At 69.6% G+C, this 23,157-nt stretch carries 22 protein-coding genes; 21 read left to right on the top strand and 1 reads right to left on the bottom strand.

Features of this window, described 5'->3' with window-relative positions; translation table 11 throughout:
* Positions 1 to 216: 216 nt before the first annotated feature.
* From arc to prcA, 5 genes are all read left to right on the top strand, one after another.
* Positions 217 to 1,983 carry a proteasome ATPase gene (arc, locus tag ACIQHQ_RS25390; RefSeq protein ID WP_352118866.1) on the top strand — a complete coding sequence of 589 codons (1,767 nt, stop codon included), beginning with the start codon at positions 217 to 219 and terminating at the stop codon, positions 1,981 to 1,983.
* 227 nt (positions 1,984 to 2,210) lie between these two features.
* The gene (dop, locus tag ACIQHQ_RS25395) at positions 2,211 to 3,722 is read left to right on the top strand and encodes a depupylase/deamidase Dop (RefSeq protein ID WP_402615427.1); all 1,512 of its coding nucleotides are present in this window, start codon (positions 2,211 to 2,213) and stop codon (positions 3,720 to 3,722) included.
* A 178-nt stretch (positions 3,723 to 3,900) separates the two neighbouring features.
* The gene (locus tag ACIQHQ_RS25400) at positions 3,901 to 4,119 is read left to right on the top strand and encodes a ubiquitin-like protein Pup (RefSeq protein WP_283971741.1); all 219 of its coding nucleotides are present in this window, start codon (positions 3,901 to 3,903) and stop codon (positions 4,117 to 4,119) included.
* A gap of 334 nt (positions 4,120 to 4,453) precedes the next feature.
* Positions 4,454 to 5,299, top strand: coding sequence for a proteasome subunit beta (prcB, locus tag ACIQHQ_RS25405; RefSeq protein WP_402615431.1), 846 nt, complete (start codon positions 4,454 to 4,456; stop codon positions 5,297 to 5,299).
* A 68-nt stretch (positions 5,300 to 5,367) separates the two neighbouring features.
* Entirely contained in the window at positions 5,368 to 6,108 is a 741-nt protein-coding gene (prcA, locus tag ACIQHQ_RS25410; RefSeq protein ID WP_402615433.1) for a proteasome subunit alpha, read from the top strand.
* Between the two features lie 104 nt (positions 6,109 to 6,212).
* Here prcA and ACIQHQ_RS25415 read toward each other — a convergent pair whose 3' ends face one another.
* A complete protein-coding gene (locus tag ACIQHQ_RS25415; protein ID WP_402615435.1) occupies positions 6,213 to 7,265 on the bottom strand; it encodes a LacI family DNA-binding transcriptional regulator in 1,053 nt (350 codons plus the stop codon).
* Between the two features lie 45 nt (positions 7,266 to 7,310).
* On the opposite strand from ACIQHQ_RS25415, the gene ACIQHQ_RS25420 reads away from it, so the two are divergent.
* From ACIQHQ_RS25420 to ACIQHQ_RS25495, 16 genes are all read left to right on the top strand, one after another.
* Positions 7,311 to 8,570, top strand: a complete 1,260-nt coding sequence (locus tag ACIQHQ_RS25420; protein WP_402615437.1) for an MFS transporter — start codon at positions 7,311 to 7,313, stop codon at positions 8,568 to 8,570.
* Positions 8,571 to 8,579: 9 nt separating this feature from the next.
* A complete protein-coding gene (pafA, locus tag ACIQHQ_RS25425) occupies positions 8,580 to 9,941 on the top strand; it encodes a Pup--protein ligase (protein WP_031106199.1) in 1,362 nt (453 codons plus the stop codon).
* 192 nt (positions 9,942 to 10,133) lie between these two features.
* A complete protein-coding gene (locus ACIQHQ_RS25430) occupies positions 10,134 to 11,114 on the top strand; it encodes an FKBP-type peptidyl-prolyl cis-trans isomerase (RefSeq protein ID WP_402615440.1) in 981 nt (326 codons plus the stop codon).
* Positions 11,115 to 11,169: 55 nt separating this feature from the next.
* Positions 11,170 to 11,541 carry an FKBP-type peptidyl-prolyl cis-trans isomerase gene (locus tag ACIQHQ_RS25435; RefSeq protein WP_019754140.1) on the top strand — a complete coding sequence of 124 codons (372 nt, stop codon included), beginning with the start codon at positions 11,170 to 11,172 and terminating at the stop codon, positions 11,539 to 11,541.
* Positions 11,542 to 11,670: 129 nt separating this feature from the next.
* Entirely contained in the window at positions 11,671 to 12,648 is a 978-nt protein-coding gene (locus ACIQHQ_RS25440; protein ID WP_402615444.1) for a helix-turn-helix transcriptional regulator, read from the top strand.
* 17 nt (positions 12,649 to 12,665) lie between these two features.
* Complete coding sequence (locus ACIQHQ_RS25445) at positions 12,666 to 13,736, top strand: helix-turn-helix transcriptional regulator (protein ID WP_402615447.1); 1,071 nt, start codon at positions 12,666 to 12,668, stop codon at positions 13,734 to 13,736.
* Between the two features lie 124 nt (positions 13,737 to 13,860).
* Complete coding sequence (locus ACIQHQ_RS25450; protein WP_402615450.1) at positions 13,861 to 14,154, top strand: hypothetical protein; 294 nt, start codon at positions 13,861 to 13,863, stop codon at positions 14,152 to 14,154.
* Between the two features lie 45 nt (positions 14,155 to 14,199).
* Positions 14,200 to 14,394 carry a hypothetical protein gene (locus ACIQHQ_RS25455; RefSeq protein ID WP_391002545.1) on the top strand — a complete coding sequence of 65 codons (195 nt, stop codon included), beginning with the start codon at positions 14,200 to 14,202 and terminating at the stop codon, positions 14,392 to 14,394.
* 260 nt (positions 14,395 to 14,654) lie between these two features.
* Positions 14,655 to 14,936 (top strand): Sec-independent protein translocase subunit TatA, encoded by a 282-nt coding sequence (gene tatA, locus ACIQHQ_RS25460; RefSeq protein WP_033311911.1) that lies wholly within the window; start codon positions 14,655 to 14,657, stop codon positions 14,934 to 14,936.
* A gap of 47 nt (positions 14,937 to 14,983) precedes the next feature.
* A complete protein-coding gene (gene tatC, locus ACIQHQ_RS25465) occupies positions 14,984 to 15,943 on the top strand; it encodes a twin-arginine translocase subunit TatC (RefSeq protein ID WP_402615454.1) in 960 nt (319 codons plus the stop codon).
* A 30-nt stretch (positions 15,944 to 15,973) separates the two neighbouring features.
* Entirely contained in the window at positions 15,974 to 16,864 is an 891-nt protein-coding gene (locus ACIQHQ_RS25470) for a diacylglycerol kinase (protein ID WP_402615457.1), read from the top strand.
* A gap of 40 nt (positions 16,865 to 16,904) precedes the next feature.
* Positions 16,905 to 19,754 carry a DEAD/DEAH box helicase gene (locus tag ACIQHQ_RS25475; protein ID WP_402615460.1) on the top strand — a complete coding sequence of 950 codons (2,850 nt, stop codon included), beginning with the start codon at positions 16,905 to 16,907 and terminating at the stop codon, positions 19,752 to 19,754.
* 327 nt (positions 19,755 to 20,081) lie between these two features.
* On the top strand, positions 20,082 to 21,722 hold the full coding sequence (locus tag ACIQHQ_RS25480; protein ID WP_402615463.1) for a sensor histidine kinase: 1,641 nt from the start codon (positions 20,082 to 20,084) through the stop codon (positions 21,720 to 21,722).
* Positions 21,719 to 22,126 carry a roadblock/LC7 domain-containing protein gene (locus tag ACIQHQ_RS25485; RefSeq protein ID WP_390990839.1) on the top strand — a complete coding sequence of 136 codons (408 nt, stop codon included), beginning with the start codon at positions 21,719 to 21,721 and terminating at the stop codon, positions 22,124 to 22,126. Before ACIQHQ_RS25480 ends, ACIQHQ_RS25485 begins: the two co-directional genes overlap by 4 nt.
* Positions 22,123 to 22,521: a DUF742 domain-containing protein gene (locus ACIQHQ_RS25490; protein WP_402615466.1), complete on the top strand. Its 399-nt coding sequence runs from the start codon at positions 22,123 to 22,125 to the stop codon at positions 22,519 to 22,521. Before ACIQHQ_RS25485 ends, ACIQHQ_RS25490 begins: the two co-directional genes overlap by 4 nt.
* Entirely contained in the window at positions 22,502 to 23,122 is a 621-nt protein-coding gene (locus ACIQHQ_RS25495) for a GTP-binding protein (protein WP_402615469.1), read from the top strand. The genes ACIQHQ_RS25490 and ACIQHQ_RS25495 overlap by 20 nt, the downstream gene beginning before the upstream one ends.
* The last annotated feature ends 35 nt before the right edge of the window (positions 23,123 to 23,157 follow it).

Here is a 23,157-nt window from a genome sequence, read left to right on the forward strand (position 1 = left end):
TCGGGAATCCGGCCAGCTCCGGCGGGTGTTGAACAGTTCGACCCTACCCTCGGCTGGGTTCCAATCATGTTCGCTGGGTATTCCCCTGGCGTGAGGGAGAGCGCAAGGGTGAAGATCGGACACACCCCGACCGTCTTTGTGATCTAGGGGTTTCAATCGACACCCGCCCAGGTAGGGTCTGGAAGCGTCCAGCTCCCCTTGGAGGAGGTGAGGACCGTGGCAGCCCACGACGACGACATGAACCGCGGCATCCGCCCGGGACGCGGGTCCGACGACCCGGCCGGGCAGATCGCCTACCTTGAGCAGGAGATCGCCGTCCTGCGACGCAAGCTCGCCGACTCTCCGCGACACACGAGGATTCTCGAAGAGCGGATCGTCGAGCTGCAGACCAATCTGGCCGGCGTGTCCGCGCAGAACGAGCGACTCGCCAACACGCTCCGTGAGGCCCGTGACCAGATTGTGGCTCTGAAGGAGGAAGTCGACCGGCTCGCACAGCCGCCGGCCGGTTTCGGTGTCTTCCTGACGGCCAACGAGGACGGCACCGCCGACATCTTCACCGGCGGTCGAAAGCTCAGGGTGAACGTCAGCCCCAGCGTCGAGCTCGAAGAGCTCCGGCGCGGCCAGGAAGTAATGCTCAACGAAGCGCTCAACGTGGTCGAGGCCATGGAGTACGAGCGCGTCGGTGACATCGTCACCCTCAAGGAGATCCTCGAGGACGGCGAGCGGGCCCTCGTGCTCGGGCACACCGACGAGGAGCGGGTGGTACGGCTCGCCGAGCCGCTGCTGGACGTGAACATCCGCCCCGGTGACGCCCTGCTGCTCGAACCCCGCTCGGGCTACGTCTACGAGATCGTTCCGAAGAGCGAGGTCGAGGAACTCGTCCTCGAAGAGGTCCCCGACATCGGCTACGAGCAGATCGGCGGTCTCGGCGGCCAGATCGAGGCCATCCGCGACGCGGTCGAGCTGCCGTACCTCTACCCGGATCTGTTCAAGGAGCACGAACTGCGGCCGCCGAAGGGTGTCCTGCTGTACGGGCCCCCCGGATGCGGCAAGACGCTCATCGCCAAGGCCGTGGCCAACTCACTGGCCAAGAAGGTCGCCGAGGTGACCGGCCAGGCCGCCGGCAAGAGCTTCTTCCTGAACATCAAGGGCCCCGAGCTCCTGAACAAGTACGTCGGTGAGACGGAGCGGCAGATCCGCCTCGTCTTCCAGCGGGCCCGTGAGAAGGCCAGCGAGGGCACCCCCGTCATCGTCTTCTTCGACGAGATGGAGTCGCTCTTCCGTACCCGTGGCTCCGGTGTCAGCTCGGACGTGGAGAACACCATCGTCCCGCAGCTGCTCGCCGAGATCGACGGTGTGGAGGGCCTGCAGAACGTGGTCGTGATCGGCGCCTCCAACCGCGAGGACATGATCGACCCGGCCATCCTGCGGCCCGGCCGGCTCGATGTGAAGATCAAGATCGAGCGTCCGGACGCCGAGGCGGCCAAGGACATCTTCGGCAAGTACCTCACCGAGCGCCTCCCGCTGCACGGCGACGACCTCGCCGAGCACAGCGGCTCCAAGGCCTCCACGGTCCAGAGCATGATCCAGACGGCTGTGGAACACATGTACGCCGAGTCCGAGGAGAACCGCTTCCTGGAAGTCACCTACGCCAACGGTGACAAGGAAGTCCTCTATTTCAAGGACTTCAACTCCGGCGCCATGATCGAGAACATCGTCGGCCGCGCCAAGAAGATGGCGATCAAGGACTTCCTCGAGAAGAACCAGAAGGGCCTCCGCGTCTCCCACCTCCTCCAGGCCTGCGTGGACGAGTTCAAGGAGAATGAGGACCTGCCGAACACCACCAACCCGGACGACTGGGCCCGGATCTCCGGAAAGAAGGGCGAACGGATCGTGTACATCCGTACGCTCATCACCGGAAAGCAGGGCGCGGACACCGGACGCTCCATCGACACGGTGGCGAACACCGGTCAGTACCTGTAAAAGGCAGGGCGGCTGCGGGTGCCCTCGGCGGGTACCCGCAGCCGACTGTTTTCCAGGTGAACGCTCGCGAGGATGCAAATGATCTCCCCACCAGCGCAAAGGCGTTCTAGGCTCTTGCGTACCGCCACGTCGCGCAGTGCGGGGACGGGCACCGCACACGCAACCGAGCGCCAGCGGTATCTGAGCGGCGCCCACGACCGAGGGTGCCGCCGGGCAAGGAGGGCCGCATGACCGTACGGCGAGTAATGGGCATCGAGACGGAGTACGGGATCTCCGTCCCCGGCCACCCCAACGCCAATGCCATGCTCACCTCGTCCCAGATCGTGAACGCCTACGCGGCGGCGATGCACCGGGCCCGCCGGGCCCGCTGGGACTTCGAGGAGGAGAATCCGCTGCGGGACGCGCGAGGCTTCGACCTCGCCCGTGAGGCCGCCGACTCCAGCCAGCTCACTGATGAGGACATCGGCCTGGCCAACGTGATCCTCACCAACGGCGCACGGCTCTACGTCGACCACGCACACCCCGAGTACAGCTCCCCCGAGGTGACCAACCCCCGGGACGCCGTCCTCTGGGACAAGGCCGGCGAGCGAATCATGGCCGAGGCCGCGGAACGGGCCGCCCAGCTGCCCGGTGCCCAGCCGATCCACCTGTACAAGAACAACACCGACAACAAGGGCGCGTCCTACGGCACGCACGAGAACTATCTGATGAAGCGGGAGACCCCCTTCTCGGACATCGTGCGCCACCTGACCCCGTTCTTCGTCTCCCGCCAGGTCTTCGCCGGAGCGGGCCGCGTCGGCATCGGCCAGGACGGACACGAGCACGGCTTCCAGCTCAGCCAGCGAGCCGACTACTTCGAGGTCGAGGTCGGCCTCGAGACGACGCTCAAGCGCCCGATCATCAACACCCGTGACGAGCCGCACGCGGACGCCGAGAGGTACCGCCGCCTGCATGTGATCATCGGCGACGCGAACCTGTCGGAGATCTCGACCTACCTCAAGCTGGGCACGACCTCGCTGGTGCTGTCGATGATCGAGGACGGTTTCATCGCGGTCGACCTGGCCGTCGACCAGCCCGTCCGCACGCTCCACCAGGTCTCGCACGACCCGTCCCTGAAGCGCCTGGTCACACTCCGCAGCGGCCGTACGCTCACGGCGGTCCAGCTGCAGATGGAGTACTACGAGCTGGCGCGCAAGTACGTGGAGGAGCGGTTCGGCGCCGACGCCGACGACCAGACCAAGGACGTCCTGTCCCGCTGGGAGGACACCCTCACCCGTCTGGAGCACGACCCGATGAGTCTGGCCGGTGAGCTGGACTGGGTCGCCAAGCGGGAGCTCATGGAGGGCTACCGGCGCCGGGACAGCCTCGACTGGGACGCCGCCCGACTGCACCTGGTCGACCTCCAGTACGCCGACGTGCGGCCCGAGAAGGGCCTCTACAACCGTCTGGTCGCCCGCGGGCGCATGAAGCGGCTGCTGACCGACCCGGACGTCGAGCGGGCCCGTACGGTGCCGCCCGAGGACACCCGTGCGTACTTCCGCGGGCGCTGCCTGGAGCAGTACGCGGACGACGTGGCGGCGGCCTCCTGGGACTCGGTGATCTTCGACCTGCCGGGCCGGGACTCGCTGCAGCGCGTCCCAACCCTGGAACCGCTTCGCGGAACGCGTAATCACGTCAAGGAGCTCCTGGACCGCTGCCGCACCGCGGAAGACCTGGTCAGGGTGCTTGCGGGCGGGTGAACGCGTTGAACGGGTACGCGTCGGGAACCGGCCGGACAGGGTGGAAAAGCCCTGGTCCGGGAATCATCGAGATGGTCCCCGTACGTTGGAGCAACTGCGGGGCCATTGTCAGACCCGGCGAGTAGGGTCTGATCTTGACCGAGCAACTGTGTCGGGCGAACCGAGCGGGGTGAGGGATATGGCGACCAAGGACACCGGCGGCGGACAGCAGAAGGCCACCCGGTCCACCGAGGAGGTCGAGGAGCAGGCGCAGGACGCGCAGGGTTCCGAGGACCTCAAGGAGCGTCAGGAGAAGCTGAACGACGACGTGGACTCGGTTCTGGACGAGATCGACGACGTACTCGAGGAAAATGCCGAGGATTTCGTGCGGTCCTTCGTGCAAAAGGGTGGCCAGTAAGGCGCCTGACCTTCCTTCCGAAGGTGAACGGGGTGCCTGAGTGACGGGCGAGCCGAGCGCGGAGCGCTGCGCGCGGGGCAGTACCTGACGTGGTGCCCTCGTGTGCGGCGCTCCGGGCGTCGGTGGCGTCCGCAGCGCCGGCCCGCCCGAGGATGCGCGCCCGGCAAGTGTGGCGTCGCCCCGGCGGAGTTGGTTCCGCCGGGCATGTGGATCACCGCCGAAGGACGGGTAGGGTCCGAGGCATACCGAGCTCCCGGTCGCAACCGGACCGGGGTTGTTCCAAGGATCGGCCCGACGTCACAGGGCGGGCTGTCGCATACGTGGAAGGAATCGCGTGGAAGCCAACACTCGTAGCACCGGGCGTCTACCAGCTGCCTTCCTGACGCCAGGGTCCTCCTCCTTCATGGACTTCCTCTCCGAGCACCAGCCGGAGATCCTGCCCGGCAACCGGCAACTGCCTCCCACGCAGGGCGTGATCGAGGCGCCGCACGGCACCACGATCGTCGCCGTGACGTTCCCCGGGGGTGTGGTCCTCGCCGGTGACCGGCGGGCCACCATGGGCAACGTCATCGCGCAGCGGGACATCGAGAAGGTTTTCCCGGCCGACGAGTACTCGGCGGTGGGCATCGCCGGCACGGCGGGCCTGGCCGTCGAGATGGTGAAGCTGTTCCAGCTGGAGCTGGAGCACTTCGAGAAGGTCGAGGGTGCGCAGCTGTCCCTGGAGGGCAAGGCGAACCGGTTGTCGACGATGATCCGTTCCAACCTCGGCATGGCCATGCAGGGCCTGGCCGTGGTGCCGCTGTTCGCCGGGTACGACGTGGACCGAGGCAAGGGCCGCATCTTCTCCTACGACGTCACCGGCGGCCGCTCCGAGGAACTGAACTACGCGGCCACCGGCTCCGGGTCGATCTTCGCGCGGGGCGCCATGAAGAAGCTCTTCAGGGACGACCTCAGCGAGTCCGAGGCCACCACACTCGTGATCCAGGCACTCTACGACGCGGCAGACGACGACTCGGCGACCGGCGGTCCCGATGTCGCCCGCCGGATCTATCCCATCGTCACCGTGATCACCGACGACGGCTTCCGCCGGCTCACCGAGACCGAGGCGTCCGAGATCGCACGCTCGATTCTCGAGCGGCGGCTGGAGCAGCCCGACGGGCCGCGGGCCGCGCTGCTGTAAGCGGCGGTCGTCTTCGTGAAGGTGGTCCTGTGAACCGACGGAATCTTCAAGAGAGGGACGGATAACCGGTGTCGACGCCGTTCTATGTCTCACCCCAGCAGGCCATGGCCGACCGGGCGGAGTACGCCCGGAAGGGCATCGCCCGTGGTCGCAGCCTGGTCGTGCTGCAGTTCGCCGACGGCATCGTGTTCGTCGGCGAGAACCCGTCCCGTGCGCTGCACAAGTTCAGCGAGATCTACGACCGGATCGGCTTCGCGGCCGCCGGCAAGTACAACGAGTACGAGAACCTGCGGATCGGCGGGGTGCGCTACGCCGACCTGCGGGGTTACACCTACGACCGGGACGATGTGACGGCCCGGGGCCTGGCGAACGTGTACGCGCAGACGCTGGGCACGATCTTCTCCAGCGCCGCCGAGAAGCCGTACGAGGTGGAACTGGTCGTCGCCGAGGTCGGGGAGACCCCGGAGGGTGACCAGATCTACCGGCTGCCGCACGACGGCTCCATCGTGGACGAGCACGGCTCGGTCGCGGTGGGCGGCAACGCCGAGCAGATCAGCAGCTATCTCGACCAGCGCCACCGGGAGGGCATGACGCTCGCGGAGGCGCTGAAGCTGGCGGTCCAGGCGCTGTCCCGCGACACCAACGGCAGCGAGCGGGAGATTCCCGCGGAGCGGCTGGAGGTGGCGGTGCTGGACCGCACGCGCCCGCAGAAGCGCAAGTTCAAGCGGATCAGCGGCCCTCAGCTGTCGCGGCTGCTCGGTGCGGACGGCGGCGGTGCGGAGGACTCGACGCCGGAGGACACCGAGTAGTCCCGACGTGGTCGACGCGCCCCGGCCGGGTTGTGGCCGGGGCGCGCCGCTGTCTGCGGGCGGCCGGCGGCGGCCACCCGGTCTCCGCGGCAACGCCCCCACCGCTAGCGAGGCGGTGCCGTGGAGCTCCGAACCACCAGGTGGACCGGGATGTCCCCGCCCTCGGGCGTGCGGTCCTCCAGGACGGCCAGCAGGGCCCGCATGCCCCGCTCGCCGAAGAGCTCGGCGTTCAGGTGGACCGTGGTCAGTTCCGGGTCCATGGCCGTGGCCAGGGCCAGGTCGTCGACGCCCGTGACCGACAGGTCGTCCGGGATGCGCAGGCCCAGCCGACGGGCCGCCTTGTACGTGCCGGCCGCGAGCTGGTCGTCGTCGCAGATCACGGCGGTGGGACGGGGGCCGGGAGCCGTCAGGGCCGCTTCGGCGGCGGTGACCGCTGCCTCGATGGAGATGGGGGAGCGGGCCGTGCGCACCGAGGTGCCCGGTACCTCGTCCAGCCGCGCGGCCAGTTCCCGGGCGCGTACGTCGAAGGTCCAGGAGGGGACGTCCGCCGCCAGATGGAGGAAGCGGCGGTGTCCCAGGGAGAGCAGGTGAGCCGCTGCCTGGCGGATTCCGTCGGCGATGTCCAGGTTCACCGTCGCCGCGCCCAGGCTGCCCTCGGGGTCGCTGTCCAGCATCACCAGCGGCAGCGCCTCGCCGCGGATCGCGGTCAGGGCGTCCGCTGCCATGGAGGAGGCGAGGACGCCGTCCAGCGCGGACTGCGCGGAGGCGAAGGGGTCGCGGGCGGGGCCGATGCCCTCGGGGGAGGGGTAGAGGACCACCCCGAAGCCGTGCTCGGCGGCGACGCGGGCGGCGCCCGTGTAGACGCCGGCGAAGAACTCCGTGGTGAGGGCCGGGACGACCAGGAGGACCGTGCGGGTGCGGCCCAGGCGCAGATTGCGGGCGGCCAGGTTCGGGCGGTAGCCCAGGTCGCGGGCGGCTTCGCGGACGCGCTCTGCGGTCGCCTCGGAGACGCGGCCGCGCCATTTGTCGCCGAGGACCAGGGAGACGGCCGCCTGGGAGACGCCGGCGGCCTGGGCGACGTCCCGGCTCGTGGGGCGGGTGCTGCCTCGTGCCACCGTCGGCCTGCTCTTTCGTCTGGACTCGTGAACAGCGGACATGGTACGTATGGAAGCCGACGTTATACGTAAAACCTAGGCGGGGGCATGGCCACGGGATACCTGGAGATCCTTCGGGCGCGACACGCCGCCCGACTGCTCGTCGGCACACTGGTCGGTCGGCTGCCCAACGCCACGGCCGCCATCGCGATCGTGCTGTTCGTCCGGGCGGAGGGCGGCACCTACAGCCTGGCGGGGGCGCTGGCGGCCGTCTACGGGGTCGCCAACGCCGTCGGGCAGCCCGTGCTGGGCCGGATCGTGGATCTGCGCGGACAGCCGCGTGTGCAGCTTCCGGCGGCCGTCCTCTCCGCGCTGGCGATGGCGGTCTTCGCCTTCTCGGGCATCGGGACGCTGCCGCTCGCGTATGCCGCCGTGGCCGGTGCCGGGCTCTTCACGCCGCCCCTGGAGGGCGGGCTGCGCGCGCTGTGGCCCTCCGTCCTGCGGCGGGAGGACCAGGTGCACACCGCGTACGCCATGGACGCCGTGGCCCAGGAGGTGATGTTCACCGTCGGGCCGCTGCTCGTGACGTTGTGCATGTCCCTGTGGTCGGCCCAGGCCGCGCTGCTCGTGCTGAACGTGGTCGGGGTGCTGGGGGCGCTGTCCGTGGTGGTCTCGCAGCCCTCGCGTGCCTGGCGGTCGGCGCCGCGGGAGGCGCACTGGCTGGGCGCGCTGCGCTCCCCCGGACTGCTGGCGCTGCTGGCGGCGTTCCTGTTCGTCGGGATGGCGCTCGGGTCCATCACGGTCGCCTCGGTGCCCTACGCGGACGACCACGGCGGGGACGCCGTGTACGGCTGGCTGATGGCCGCCCTGGGCTTCGGGGCGCTGGTCGGCGGCGCCGTCTACGGGGCCCGCCAGTGGGCCGGTGAGCCCGCGCGGCGACTGCGGGTGCTGGTGGCCCTTCTGGTGGTGTGTTATCTGCCGCTGATGCTGATGCCGGACGCGGTGCCCATGGTGGCGCTCACCGCGCTCGCCGGCGTCTTCCTCGCGCCCGCCATCGCCTGCGCGTTCGTCCTGGTCGACCGGCACGCCCCGCGGGGCACGGTCACCGAGGCGTTCTCCTGGCTGGTGACCACGTTCACCGTGGGCCACTCGGTCGGAACGGGCGTCGCGGGGCCCGTGGTCGAGACGGGCGGGGCCCTGTGGGGATTCGCCGTGCCGGCTGTCGCCGGTGGCGTGTCTCTGCTGGTTTTGACCGCCACAGGAAGGGTAGTCGCAGCTCCCGGCCAGGAGGCGATTGTTGCGGCCGGTTCGGAAAATGATCCAAACCGTGCCGTCGAACCCCGTTTCAGTTCAGGGGATCGGGCGTAATGTTCCCTCATGGACCGCCGCATTTTCGGGCTGGAGAACGAGTACGGCGTCACATGCACGTTCAGGGGACAGCGCCGCCTGTCTCCTGACGAGGTGGCGCGGTACCTCTTCCGCCGTGTCGTGTCATGGGGCCGCAGCAGCAATGTCTTTCTGCGAAACGGCGCCCGCCTCTATCTCGACGTGGGATCGCATCCGGAATACGCGACACCGGAATGCGACAACGTGACCGAACTGGTCACCCACGACAAAGCAGGCGAGCGCATTCTCGAAGGACTCCTGGTGGACGCCGAACGACGCCTGCACGAGGAGGGAATCGCGGGCGACGTCTACCTCTTCAAGAACAACACCGACTCGGCGGGCAACTCCTACGGCTGCCACGAGAACTATCTCGTCGCCCGGCACGGGGAGTTCTCCCGGCTCGCGGACATTCTCATTCCGTTCCTGGTCACACGGCAGCTGCTGTGCGGCGCCGGCAAGGTGCTGCAGACGCCGCGCGGTGCCGTGTACTGCGTCAGTCAGCGGGCCGAGCACATCTGGGAGGGCGTCTCCTCGGCGACGACCCGCTCCCGGCCCATCATCAACACGCGCGACGAGCCGCACGCGGACGCCGAGCGCTACCGCCGCCTGCACGTCATCGTGGGCGACTCCAACATGTCCGAGACGACCATGCTGCTCAAGGTCGGCGCCACCGACCTGGTACTGCGCATGATCGAGGCGGGCACGGTGATGCGGGACCTCACCCTGGAGAACCCGATCCGGGCGATCCGTGAGGTCAGCCACGACATCACCGGCCGCCGCAAGGTCCGCCTGGCCAGCGGACGCGAGGCCTCCGCTCTGGAGGTGCAGCGCGAGTACTACGAGAAGGCCCTGGACTTCTGCGAGCGCCGGGGCATCCGCACCGGCACCGTCGAGCAGGTCCTGGAGCTGTGGGGCCGCACGCTGGACGCGATCGAGGCCGAGGACCTCGACCGCATCGGCACCGAGATCGACTGGGTCATGAAGTACAAGCTCATCGAGCGGTACCGCGCCAAGCACAACATGACCATGTCGCACCCACGGGTCGCGCAGATAGACCTCGCCTACCACGACATCCACCGCCGTCGTGGCCTGTACTACCTGCTCGAGAAGAAGGGCCAGGCGGCCCGCATCTGCAACGACTTGAAGATCTTCGAGGGCAAGTCCGTTCCGCCGCAGACCACTCGGGCCCGGCTGCGCGGTGACTTCATCCGGCGGGCCCAGGAACAGCGCCGTGACTTCACGGTGGACTGGGTGCACCTCAAGCTCAACGACCAGGCCCAGCGGACGGTGCTGTGCAAGGACCCGTTCCGTTCCGTGGACGACCGGGTGGAGAAGCTGATCGCCGGAATGTGAGCCGGTTCCGGCCAGTCCTGGGAGCCGATGCCCGGAGGTTTTCGGACCTGTGGGCATCGGCCCTTTCCGTTCCCGACCCGCCCCCACGGGAGCCGCCCGGGTGCCGTGGTGTCGCGCGATGAGGCCAGTGAGGAGCGTGTACGCCGTAGAGTGGCGGCCATTGCCCCCACACCACCGATCCCAGTTGGACTGATGAACTACAACACGAAACGACGTGTGGCCGCGCTGCTGGCCGTTCCCGCCCTGTTGTTCACCGCCGCGTGCGGATCGGACGACGGGAACAACGGCGACACGGCGGGAGGCGTCGCCGAGGTCAAGGGGAAGGTCGGGGCGAAGCCCGAGATCTCCGTGCCCAAGGACGGCAAGCCGTCCGACAAGACCGTGGTCAAGACGGTCGCGGCGGGCAGCGGGACCCCGATCAAGGGCTCGGATTTCGTCCGCCTGGACTGGACCGTCGAGAAGTGGGGCGGTGACCAGGAGCTCGGCGGTACCTGGGCCGCGGGATCGACGGGTGACAAGGCGCCCCGGCGGCAGTCCATCGAGCAGATCGGCAAGCCGAGCCAGCAGCTCCCCGAGAAGGTCCTCGACGCGGTGAAGGGCAAGAAGCCCGGCAGCCGGATCCTGGTGCAGGGCACCGCGGGCGACCTGATCGGCCAGAGCCTGAACACCTCCTCCGGGATCGCCGCGAAGGACGTGCTGATCTGGGTGGTCGACCCGGTCGGTGCCGCGAGCGTCGACGTCAAGGCCGAGGCCAAGGGCGAGCAGGTGCCCTCCGAGGCGGGCATGCCCGAGGTGAAGTCCCCGTCGCAGAAGGCCGCGGACATCGCCGTCCCCAAGGGCGAGAAGGCTCCCAAGGACCTCAAGGAGCAGGTGCTGATCAAGGGCGACGGCAAGAAGGTCGAGGCCGGCCAGGGCCTGATCGCCCAGTACACCGGGGTCAAGTGGGAGGACGGCAAGAAGTTCGACTCCTCCTGGGACCACGGCGGCGCCACCGCCTTCCAGATCGGCAACGGCTCCGTGGTGGCAGGCTGGGACAAGGGCCTCGTCGGCAAGCACGTGGGCGACCGCGTGCTGCTGGTGATCCCGCCCTCGCTCGGCTACGGCGCGAGCCCGAGCAGTGAGCTGGCCAAGAACACCCTGGTCTTCACGGTGGACATCCTCGGCACGGTCTGACCGGCCGGTCTGTGAGACTGTCCTCGACGCAGGTCACGTAACAAGGAGAGATGAAGTGAGCATCGACAAGCCCGAGATCGACTTCCCGGGCGGCGAGCCCCCGGCGGACCTCGAGATCAAGGACATCTGGGAGGGCGACGGCCCGGTCGCGCAGGCCGGCCAGACGGTCACCGTGCACTACGTCGGTGTCGCCTTCAGCACGGGTGAGGAGTTCGACGCCAGCTGGAACCGCGGCACCCCGTTCCGCTTCCCGCTGGGCGGCGGCCGGGTCATCAAGGGCTGGGACCAAGGCGTGCAGGGCATGAAGGTCGGCGGCCGCCGCCAGCTGACCATCCCCGCGCACCTCGCCTACGGCAATCAGAGCCCGACCCCGGCGATCAAGCCCGGCGAGACGCTGATCTTCGTGGTCGACCTGCTCGGAGTCTGAGCAGGATCCGAACAGACTCGATCATGTGGGGCCCATGCCTGTTCGGGCATGGGCCCTCGGCTTTTGCCGTGCCACCGTGTGGCGGTACGGTCATCGCTCGTAAGCACCATAGGGAGGCGAAGCGCGTCGATGGCCATTGCCAAGGCCGAGCGGCTGATGAATCTGGCGCTGTGTCTGCTCGGGACGCGTCGGCCGCTCAGCAAGCGTGAACTGCGCGACTCCATCGAGGCCTACGTCGAGGCCTTCGGGCCGGGCAACAGCGCGACCGGCTCCGATGATTCCTTCAACCGCATGTTCGAGCGTGACAAGGACGACCTGAGGGAACTCGGGTTGGTCATCGAGACCGTCGAGAGTCTCGACGGCGACGTCGGCTACATGGCCCGCCGCGACAGCAACCGCCTCCCGCCCATCACGCTCGACGCCGAGGAGGCCGCCGCCCTCGGTCTCGCCGCCAAGGTGTGGCAGCAGGCCCGGCTGGCCGCAGCCGCCAGCGGCGCCCTGCAGAAGCTGCGCGCCGCCGGACTCCCCGAGGACGTCGACCCGTACGGGTCGCACGGCGCGCTCGAACCGCGCATCCCCGTGCACGAGGCGGCGTTCGAGCCGCTGATGCTGGCCTGCCGGGACCGCAGGCCCGTCGCCTTCGACTACCGCAAGGCCACCGCCGCCCACCCCGAGCAGCGGCACGTGGAGCCGTGGGCGCTGGAGTGCTGGCGGGGCCACTGGTACCTGGCGGGCTGGGACCGCGACCGGGGCGCCGAGCGGGTCTTCCGGCTCTCCCGGATCACCGGCAAGGTCCGCTCGCGCGGCGGCCGCTACACCGCTCCCGTGCCGGACGTCGTCACCGTCCGGGAGACCGTCGCGAGCTGGGCCGGGGAGATGGCCGACCGCTCGGCGCGGATCCGGTTGCGCGCGGGCGCGGGGTACCCCCTGCGGGCGAAGGCCGCCTCCGTTCGGGAACTCGGGGACGGCTGGGACGAGTTGGAGATTCCGTACGGCCACGGGCTGGACGCCTGGCTGGTGGAGTTCGGGCCGGACGTGGTCGTCCTGGAGCCTGCCGAGCTGCGGGCCGACGTGGTGGACCGGCTGCGCGCCGTGGCCAAGGGCTGAGGGGGAGCGGAAAGACAGTGGCAGGCAAACCGGTCAGGCCCGTGAACGCCATCGACCAGACCCGGCGGATGCTCTCGCTGGTGACGTATCTGAGGGAGCGTCCCGGAGCCCGGGTCGAGGACGTCGCGCGCGCCTTCGGTATCAGCGAGGACGAGCTCGTCTCCGACCTCGACGTCCTGCCCATGTGCGGCACCAGCTTCCGCGGCGGCGACCTGCTCGACATCGACACCGACGGCGAGCGCATCTGGTGGCACAACCCGGCCGCCCTCGCGGCCGAGGCGGCCGAGCCGCTCCGGCTCGCCGCCGACGAGGCCACCGCCCTGCTCGTGGCCGCCCGGGCGGTCTCCACCCTGCCGGGCCTGCGCGAGGGCGACCGGCAGGCGCTGCTGCGGGCGACGGCCAAGGTGGAGACCGCTGCCGGCGAGGCGGCGGGCGCCAGCTCGCGGCTGTCGGTGACCTTCGAGTCCGAGGGCGGCGTCTTCGCGGACGTCGACCGGGCCATCGCCGAGCGCCGCCGACTGTGGATCCGCTACTACTCGCCCGCGCGCGACGAGGTCACCGAGCGGGAGATCGACCCCATCCGCCTGGTCAGCGTCGGGCACACGTACGTGGAGGCCTGGTGCCGCCGCTCCGAGGCGCGCCGCACCTTCCGGCTCGACCGGGTCGCCGAGATCAAGATCCTGGACGAGCCGTCGGCGCCGCCCGAGATCGAGCTGCGTGACCTCTCGGAGGCGCTGGTGCAGCCCGCGGCCGAGGACCCGGAGGTCGTGGTCGAGGTCGGGCCCGGTGGTCGCTGGGTCGCGGAGTACTACCCGCACGACAGTGCGGATGAGCTCCCGGACGGCGGACTGCGTATCACTCTGCGGACCCCGGAACCGGCGTCGCTGCGGCGTCTGGCGCTGCGGCTCGGCCGGGACGGCCGGATCGTCTCGCCGCCGGAGCTCGCGGACAGCGCCCGGCTGGCGGCCCGCGAGGCGCTGGCGGCGTACGACGGGATCGAGCCGGTGAAGACGGCTCGCGCCGCTGAGCCCGCCGATGCGGGCGGGCCGCAGCCGGTCCCGGACGGGCCGGGCGGCGGCCGCGAGTGAGCCACAGGTGCCCGCCGGAATCCGTGGCCGGGCACGGCCGGGCCGGGACGCCGGCCATGGCACCGGTCGTGGCGCCGGCCGGGGTGCTCCGGAGGCGAACGACCCCAGGAAGAGGAGCGAGGGCTTGAGCGAGTCGGCGACGTCCGGTGTCGGGGGCATGACGGCGGAGTCCGCGTTCGCCGGGATGAGAAGCGTGGCCCCGGTGGTCTTCAGGGCGGGCTGCCCGGACTGCCGGGGGTGCTTCGAGCTCGCCGCGGGCGCCCTGCGCCTGGCCATCGGTGCCACGAGCCGCACCACCTTCTACTCCTTCACCTGCCCCGAGTGCGGCGCGTCCGTCCGCAAGCCGGCGGGGGAGCGGATCGTGGAACTGCTCACCGGCGGTGGGGTGCGGACCCTCAGGCTGCACTCCACCGTCTAGTGGGTCGGGGCGTTCGCCCCGTCGGGAAGGTCTAGGCTCGGCGTCATGTTCTGGCCGATGTTCGCGGTTGCCGTGGGTTTTGTGGGTCTGGTCGTGCTCGGGGTGTTCGCCGTGCGGGTGTTCGTGGAGGCGCAGCGCCTGGGCAGGCAGGTCACGGACTCGGCGCGCCGTATCAACCGGGCCGCGGAGGACCTGGAGCGGGCCGCGGAGAGCGCCGCCCGTTCCGTCGACGCTCTGTGAGACGTCCGGCGGGCGCGGCAGGGAGTTGCGTTTCGGGACACTTCGCCCTGTCACGCCGACGGTTCGTACAGGTACTCTGCTGGTCGCGGCCCGGTTAACGAGGCACTGGTCGCGGACGGGAGTACGCACAGGGGATGCAGAGGGATTGCCTCACGTTTACCCCCGAGCGTTACGATCGCTGCCAGCACGATCGTTCGGACAAGTGTCCGACCGGTCGGACAGCACCCCACACAGCCGCCTCGGTGAGAAGGTAAAGACTTATGTTCGGAAGGCTCGGAGCCCCCGAGATCATTCTCATCCTCGTCGTCATCATCCTGCTGTTCGGCGCGAAGAAGCTTCCGGACATGGCTCGGTCGCTCGGCAAGTCGGCCCGCATCCTCAAGAGCGAGGCCAAGGCGATGAAGGACGAGAACAAGTCCTCCACGACCCCCGCCGGCCCGCCCAACAACGACGAGCCCTCGCAGCGCACCATCCAGGCAGCGCCCGGTGACGTGACCAGCTCGCGCCCGGTCAACGAGCCGACGGACACGACCAAGCGCTGACGCAGGGCCGGTGACCTCCGGCCCGCCGCACGAGATGGGAACGTGGGTTGCTGAAGTCTGCCCGCAAGCAGGAGAAGGATCCCGAGGGGCGGATGCCCCTCGCGGAGCACCTTCGCGAGCTCCGCAACCGGCTCGTGAAGAGCCTGCTGGCGATCGTCGTCACGACAGTGGTCGCCGCCTTCTTCTACAAGGACATCATCCAGTTCTTCACGGATCCCATCCTCGATGCGGTGGGATGCCAGTACAGCTTCGCCGAACTGGCGAAGGGCACCGAGGACACCCAGTGTGCGCGGATCGTGCAGAACGGCCTGCTGAGCCCGTTCACGCTCGCTCTCACCGTCTCGCTGTCCTCGGGTGTGGCCCTCGCGGCTCCGGTGTGGCTGTACCAGTTGTGGGCCTTCGTTGCGCCAGGCCTTCACCGGCACGAAAAGAAGTACTCGCTGGCCTTCGTGGCCGCGGGATTCCCGCTGTTTCTCACGGGGGCGTACTTCGCCTACTGGTCGCTGCCCAAGATGGCGTCCGTGATGCTCGAGTTCTCGATCATCGGCAGCGACAACCAGCTTCCTCTCGATGATCTTCTGCAGCTGGTGATGCGGATGATCATCGTCTTCGGGCTCTCCTTCGAGTTGCCGTTGCTGCTGGTCATGCTGAATTTCGGCGGTGTCCTCTCCGGCAAGAAGATCGCCGGGTGGTGGCGAGCCATGATCATGGGCATCACTTTGTTCGCCGCGATCGCCACTCCCAGCACCGACCCGATCTCCATGCTTGCCCTGGCAGGCCCCATCTGGGTGCTGTACTTCGCAGCGAGCGGGATCGCCCTCGCGAACGACAGGCGACGGGCCCGTCGCGACGCGGCAGGGCCGGCCGACGACGAGGCGTCCGAGCTGGACCTCACCCCGGACGACATCGGCGAGATCGAGCCCGTCACCACCAGCCGGGCCGCCCTGCCCGAGCAGGCGAGCGCGGACCGCTCGGAGCGGGTCAACGGTTATGACGACGTGACCTGAAGATAGGCGGCGGATCGTAGGGTCGGTCGCGTGACCAGCGAGATCACCCTCTTCGTCAACCCCACCGCGGGCCGCGGCCGGGGCGCCCGCGCGGCGCAGCCGGCCGCTTCCGCGTTGCGGGCGGCCGGCTTCTCGGTCCGTACGGTACTCGGGGAGGACGCCGCGGACGCCCTCGCACGTGCGCGTGCGGCCGTCGAGGCGGGCACCGGCGCGCTGATCGCCGTCGGCGGCGACGGCATGGCGAGCCTCGCTCTGCGGGCCGTCGCCGGCACCCGCATCCCGCTCGGCCTGGTCGCCGTCGGCACCGGCAACGACTTCGCCCGTGCCCTCGGCCTGCCCGTGCGGGAGCCGGCCGCCGCGGGCCGCATGATCGCCGACGCCCTCAAGCGCGGCCGGATCCGCGACATCGACCTCGGGCGGGTCGGCGAACGCTGGTTCGGCACGGTCCTCGCCTCCGGCTTCGACTCCCGTGTCAACGACCGGGGCAACCGCATGCGATGGCCCACCGGCCGCCTCAAGTACGACCTGGCGATGATCTCCGAACTCGCGGGGCTGCGGCCCGTCCCCTATCGCATACGGCTCGACGACGGTGAGGTCCGCGAGGTCGAGGCGACCCTGGTGGCCGTCGGCAACGGCTCCTCCTACGGAGGCGGGATGCGGATCTGCCCGGACGCCGACCTGACCGACGGGCTGTTCGACGTCACCGTCGTCGGGGACTGCGGCCGCGGGACGCTGCTGCGGGTGTTCCCGAGGGTGTACCGGGGGACGCACGTGGAGCATCCGAAGGTGACCGTGGTGCGGGCGGCCAGGGTGGAGATCGCCGCCGAGGGCGTCACCGGCTACGCCGACGGGGAGCCACTCGGGCCGATGCCGCTGAGCGTGCGCTGCGTACGCGGGGGCGTGCGGGTCGTCGGCCCCTGAGCTGCGCGGATCCGAGGTTTCACAGGAACGGATCCGGATAATGATCGTCCTGTTGTCAGTGCGGCCCGGTACGCTCGACAGCACGATGACAGAGGATCTCTCCCCGGCCGAGCGGTACGCGGCAGCCCGCAAGCGTGCTGTCGAGCAGGCCACCGCACTCGCCGCCTTCCGCGAGATGTACGACTTCGGCCTCGACCCCTTCCAGATCGAGGCCTGCCAGGCGCTCGAGGCGGGGAAGGGCGTGCTCGTCGCGGCGCCCACCGGCTCCGGCAAGACGATCGTCGGCGAGTTCGCCGTCCACCTCGCCCTCCAGCAGGGCAGGAAGTGCTTCTACACGACACCCATCAAGGCGCTGTCGAACCAGAAGTACGCCGACCTGTGCCGCCGCTACGGCACGGACAAGGTGGGCCTGCTCACCGGCGACAACAGCGTCAATTCCGAGGCGCCCGTGGTCGTGATGACCACCGAGGTGCTGCGGAACATGCTGTACGCCGGTTCCCAGACCCTCCTGGGCCTCGGCTACGTGGTCATGGACGAGGTGCACTACCTCTCCGACCGGTTCCGGGGCGCCGTATGGGAAGAGGTGATCATCCACCTCCCCGAGTCGGTCACGCTGGTCTCGCTCTCGGCGACCGTGTCGAACGCCGAGGAGTTCGGCGACTGGCTCGACACGGTCCGCGGCGACACCGAGGTGATCGTCTCCGAGCACCGGCCCGTGCCGCTGTTCCAGCACGTGCTGGCCGGGCGGCGGATGTACGACCTGTTCGAGGAGGGCGAGGGCCACAAGAAGGCCGTCAACCCCGACCTCACGCGCATGGCGCGCATGGAGGCGAGCCGGCCGTCGTACCAGGACCGCCGGCGCGGCCGGTCCATGCGCGAGGCCGACCGCGAGCGTGAGCGCCGGCAGCGCTCCCGCATCTGGACGCCGAGCCGGCCCGAGGTCATCGAGCGGCTCGACGCCGAGGGGCTGCTGCCCGCCATCACGTTCATCTTCAGCCGCGCCGCCTGCGAGGCCGCCGTCCAGCAGTGCCTGTTCGCGGGACTCCGGCTCAACGACGAGGAGGCACGCGAGCGGGTCCGCGCCCTGGTCGAGGAGCGCACGGCGTCCATCCCGACGGAAGACCTGCACGTCCTCGGCTACTACGAGTGGCTGGAGGGCCTGGAGCGCGGCATCGCCGCCCACCACGCGGGCATGCTGCCGACCTTCAAGGAGGTCGTCGAGGAGCTGTTCGTGCGCGGCCTGGTCAAGGCCGTGTTCGCCACCGAGACTCTCGCCCTCGGCATCAACATGCCCGCCCGGTCGGTGGTGCTGGAGAAGCTTGTCAAGTGGAACGGCGAGCAGCACGCGGACATCACCCCGGGCGAGTTCACCCAGCTGACGGGCCGGGCCGGACGGCGCGGCATCGATGTCGAGGGCCACGCCGTGGTGCTGTGGCAGCGCGGCATGAGCCCCGAGCACCTCGCGGGTCTGGCCGGGACGCGCACGTATCCGCTGCGCTCCAGCTTCAAGCCGTCGTACAACATGGCGGTCAACCTGGTCGAGCAGTTCGGGCGGCACCGCTCGCGCGAGCTGCTGGAGACGTCGTTCGCGCAGTTCCAGGCGGACAAGTCGGTCGTCGGCATCTCCCGGCAGGTGCAGCGCAACGAGGAGGGCCTGGAGGGCTACAAGGCCTCCATGACCTGCCACCTCGGCGACTTCGAGGAGTACGCGCGGCTGCGCCGGGAGCTGAAGGACCGGGAGAACGAGATCGCCCGGCAGGGCGCGGCGGAGCGGCGGGCGGAGGCCGCCGTGGCGCTGGAGAAGCTCAAGCCCGGTGACGTCATCCACGTGCCCACCGGCAAGTACGCGGGCCTGGCGCTGGTGCTGGACCCTGGCCTGCCCGCGGGCCGTTCGAACGGCCATCGCGGCTTCGAGCACCACGACGGGCCGCGCCCGCTGGTGCTGACCGCCGAGCGGCAGGTGAAGCGGCTGGCGTCCATGGACTTCCCGGTGCCGGTCGAGCCGCTGGAGCGGATGCGGATCCCGAAGTCCTTCAACCCTCGTTCCCCGCAGTCGCGTCGGGACCTCGCGTCGGCGCTGCGCACCAAGGCCGGGCACATCCCGGCCGATCGGCATCGCAAGCGGCGCTCCCAGGCGGCCGACGACCGCGAGATCGCCCGGCTGCGCGCCGCGCTGCGTGCGCACCCCTGCCACGGCTGCAACGACCGTGAGGACCACGCCCGTTGGGCCGAGCGGTACCACCGGCTGCTGCGCGACACCTCGCAGCTGGAGCGGCGGATCGAGGGCCGTACGAACACCATCGCCCGCACGTTCGACCGCATCGTGGCGCTGCTCACCGAGCTGGACTACCTGCGCGGCGACGAGGTCACCGAGCACGGCAAGCGGCTCGCACGGCTGTACGGCGAGCTGGACCTGCTCGCCAGCGAGTGTCTGCGTGCCGGTGTCTGGGAGGACCTCGGCCCGGCCGAACTGGCCGGGTGTGTCTCGGCGCTGGTGTTCGAGGCGCGGGCCGCGGACGATGCCATGGCGCCGAAGGTGCCGTCCGGGAAGGCCAAGGCCGCGCTGGGCGAGATGGTGCGGATCTGGGGGCGGCTGGACGCGCTGGAGGAGGAGTTCCGGATCACCCAGACCGAAGGGGTCGGGCAGCGTGAGCCCGATCTGGGATTCGCCTGGGCCGCGTACATGTGGGCTTCCGGGAAGGGCCTCGACGAGGTGCTGCGCGAGGCGGAGATGCCGGCGGGGGACTTCGTGCGCTGGTGCAAGCAGGTCATCGATGTGCTGGGGCAGATCGCCGCGGCTGCTCCGCAGGGGTCTTCCGTGGTGAAGAACGCGCGCAAGGCCGTTGATCTGCTGCTGCGAGGAGTCGTCGCCTACTCGTCGGTGGGGTGAGGCGCACCCCCGGGAGCAACGGTGTACTGAAGCCCATTCACCCGTCGCGGTGAGTGGGCTTTCGTACGCTCGTTCGCTGCTACGCGCAGTATTCGAACGGTGTCGTAGCGTGCAAACGACTGAGCGTACTATCCCTTCGCATCCGGTTTCCGGCAGTTGCTGAATATGACATGGCGATGATCCGGTCGGACTAAGCTCGCCCGCAGCGCACCGGCTTGAGCTGAATTCGTGCGCTTGTTCCCCAATATGCGGAAGCACCCGACATCTTCCTGACCTACCCCCTGTAAGTCCCCCCGAACCTCAGTCGACTCCTGTCAGAAGGCCCACATGGTGAGTGTTCAATCCCCTCCCGGTCGCCGTGAACTCCCCTACGCGCGCGTGCTGTTGCTGCCCGCCATAGTCATGGCCGCGGCGACCGGAGCCGCCGTCGCCCTGGTGGCGGAGCCTGCCCGGGGTGCCGTCGGCTGGTGCGGCGGCATCGCCACCGCGCTGGTGCTCGCCACGGCGGCCGAGGCGGTGCGCCGCGGCCGTGACCTGCGCAACCAGCGTGCGGAGCACACCCGGCACGCCGAGCATCTGGAGCAGCGGATCGCCGCCCACGAGAGCGCACTCGTCCGCTTCTCGCGGGAACTCGTCCCCGCCGCGCTCGACCTGCTGCGCACCGGGGAACCTCCCAGGGAGGTGATTCGCAAACTCGGTTTCGCCAACCCCGCGTTCCGTGACCTCCCCGCGCCGCAAGCCGAGACACTGCTGACGGTGCTCAAGATCGTCGACCGCGAAGTGACCATGCGTGACGCCGCCGCGCGCTCCTTCGTCAGTGTCGCCCGCCGCGTCCAGGCGATCATCCACCAGCAGGCCGAGGAACTCCGGGAGATGGAGGAGGACCACGGGCGCAACCCGGAGGTCTTCGACGACCTGCTGCGCATCGACCACGGCAACGCCCTGATCGGCCGCCTGGCCGACTCCGTCTCCGTCCTCGGCGGTGGCCGCCCCGGACGGCAGTGGCCCGAGCCGGTGTCCCTGTACAGCACCCTGCGCGGCGCCATGTCCCGCATCCTGGAGTACCGGCGCATCCAGCTGTCCTCCATCGCCAAGGTCAGCGTCAAGGGCATCTACGTCGAGCCGGTCATCCACGCCGCCGCCGAACTCCTCGACAACGCCACGCGCTACTCGCCGCCCCAGACCAAGGTGCACGTCACCGCCACCGAGGTGCAGACCGGCGTGTGCATCGAGATCGAGGACGGCGGTGTCAACCTCAACGAGGAGGCCCGCGCCCGGATCGAGGGCATGCTGGAGGCCGCCAAGGCGGGCGTCGACCTCCAGGACATCGGCGAGCACCCACGCCTGGGGCTGGCCGTCGTGGGCCGCCTCTGCACGGCGTACAACATGCAGGTCTCGCTGCGCGCCTCCGCGTACGGAGGCGTGCGGGCCATCCTCATCGTGCCGAGCGAGATGATCACCCACGAGCCCGGTGTCGGACTCGCCCACGGCATCGGCGCCACCGGTATCCCCATGACGGTCGGCATTCCCGAGGGCCCGAAGCGCGCGCCGAAGAGGCGCCGCCCCACCAGCCCGAAGATCCCCGCCACGGTCTCCCTGGAGGACGACGACGTCCCCGAGGTCACCGAGTGGACCGCGAACGGCCTGCCGCAGCGCCGCAGCAGGGTGAAGATGCCCCTCGCCGAGCGGCTCGCCCAGCAGGCCGCCAATGAGAAGGCCGACCGGGAGGCCGCCGAACGGGGCGAGTTCAACCCCTGGGCCACCGAGGAGCCCGAGCAGAAGCCCCTGCTCGACATGTCGGCCCCCGATGCCCCCGGCAAGGGCCTCGAAGCCTTCTGGGAGGGGCTCAAGCAGGGCATCGAGCCCGGCACGCACCCGACCGACTTCATTCGGAACCCGACCAAGTACCTGCACCTGATCAACGACCCGGCCCCCATGGAGGCCGACGACGAGGGGGACCTCAAGTGATCCAGCAACGGGGCAACTTCGACTGGATGCTCAAGCAGCTCGCCGACGGCGTGCCGGGCATCGAGATGATCGTGGTGCTCTCGGCCGACGGTCTGCGCATCGCCCGCTACGGCGGGGAGCCCGACGCGGCCGACCGGGTCGCCGCGGCCTGCGCCGGCCTGCAGTCCCTCGCGGGCAGCATCTGCCAGGAACTCACCGTCGGTGACGGCGAGATGAAGCTGGTCATGATCGAGATCGACCGCGGCTACTTCTACCTGATGAGCGCCGGAGCCAACGCCTTCCTCGCGGTGCTCTCCGACGTGCGGTGCGAACCCGGCCGGATGAGCGCGATGATGCGCGACCTGGTCGTCCGGATCGGCGGACACCTCACCAGTCCGCCCCGGCGGAACGGGCAGATCGTATGACTCCTCCCCGACGCCAGAGGCGCGATGTCGCATCGGAACCGCCCACGCCCGAGGAGAGTGAGGGCAAACCCGGTAACCCCGAGCGGATGTACGTGGTGGCCGGCCCGGACGGTGAACGTGCCGAGCTCGACCTGGTGACGTTGATCGTGGCACGTGCCACGGACCCGCCGCCCTCCGCCTCTCCCGAGCAGGCGGCGCTGCTCCGACTCTGCGCCGCCCCCCTGTCCGTGGCCGAGCTGTCGGCCTACCTCCACCTGCCGTTCAGCGCGATGGGCGTACTGCTCACCGAGTTGCTGACGGCGGAACTGGTGCAGGCGCGCGCCCCGATCGTCCGCAAGGCGCGCACCGACCGTTCCCTCCTCGAAGCGGTGATGAATGGACTTCAACGGCTCTGACACCATCCCGGGCCCCCGGACCGAGGACCAGCTGCCCCACACGGCACAGGCCGCGGCCAAGATCGTGATCGTGGGTGGCTTCGGCGTCGGCAAGACGACCATGGTCGGCTCCGTCAGCGAGATCACACCGCTGACGACCGAGGAGACCATGACGCAGGCCGGCATCGGTGTCGACGACAACTTCGGCTCCGCGTCCAAGACGGCCACCACCGTCGCCATGGACTTCGGCCGGATCAGCATCACCGACCAGCTCGTGCTGTACCTCTTCGGCACACCCGGCCAGCAGCGCTTCTGGTTCCTGTGGAACGGCCTGTTCGAGGGTGCGCTCGGCGCGGTGGTACTGGTCGACACCCGGCGGCTGGAGGTCAGCTTCGACGTCATGGGGCGCCTGGAGGAACGCGGCGTGCCGTTCGTGGTCGCCATCAACTCCTTCCCGGACGCCCCGCGTTACGCCGTCGAGGAGCTGCGCACGGCCCTCGACCTCACGCCGGACATCCCGATCATCGAGTGTGACGCACGGCGGCGGGCCTCCAGCCGGGATGTCCTGATGACCCTCATGCGCTTCCTGCACTCGCTCGCCATGACGGGCTCGCTCACCTGACCCGTAGCGCCCACCCCCACACCTCCCCCCAGACA

The organism is Streptomyces sp. NPDC092370 (genome assembly GCF_044755265.1).
In the GTDB taxonomy this organism is placed as follows: Bacteria; Actinomycetota; Actinomycetes; order Streptomycetales; family Streptomycetaceae; genus Streptomyces.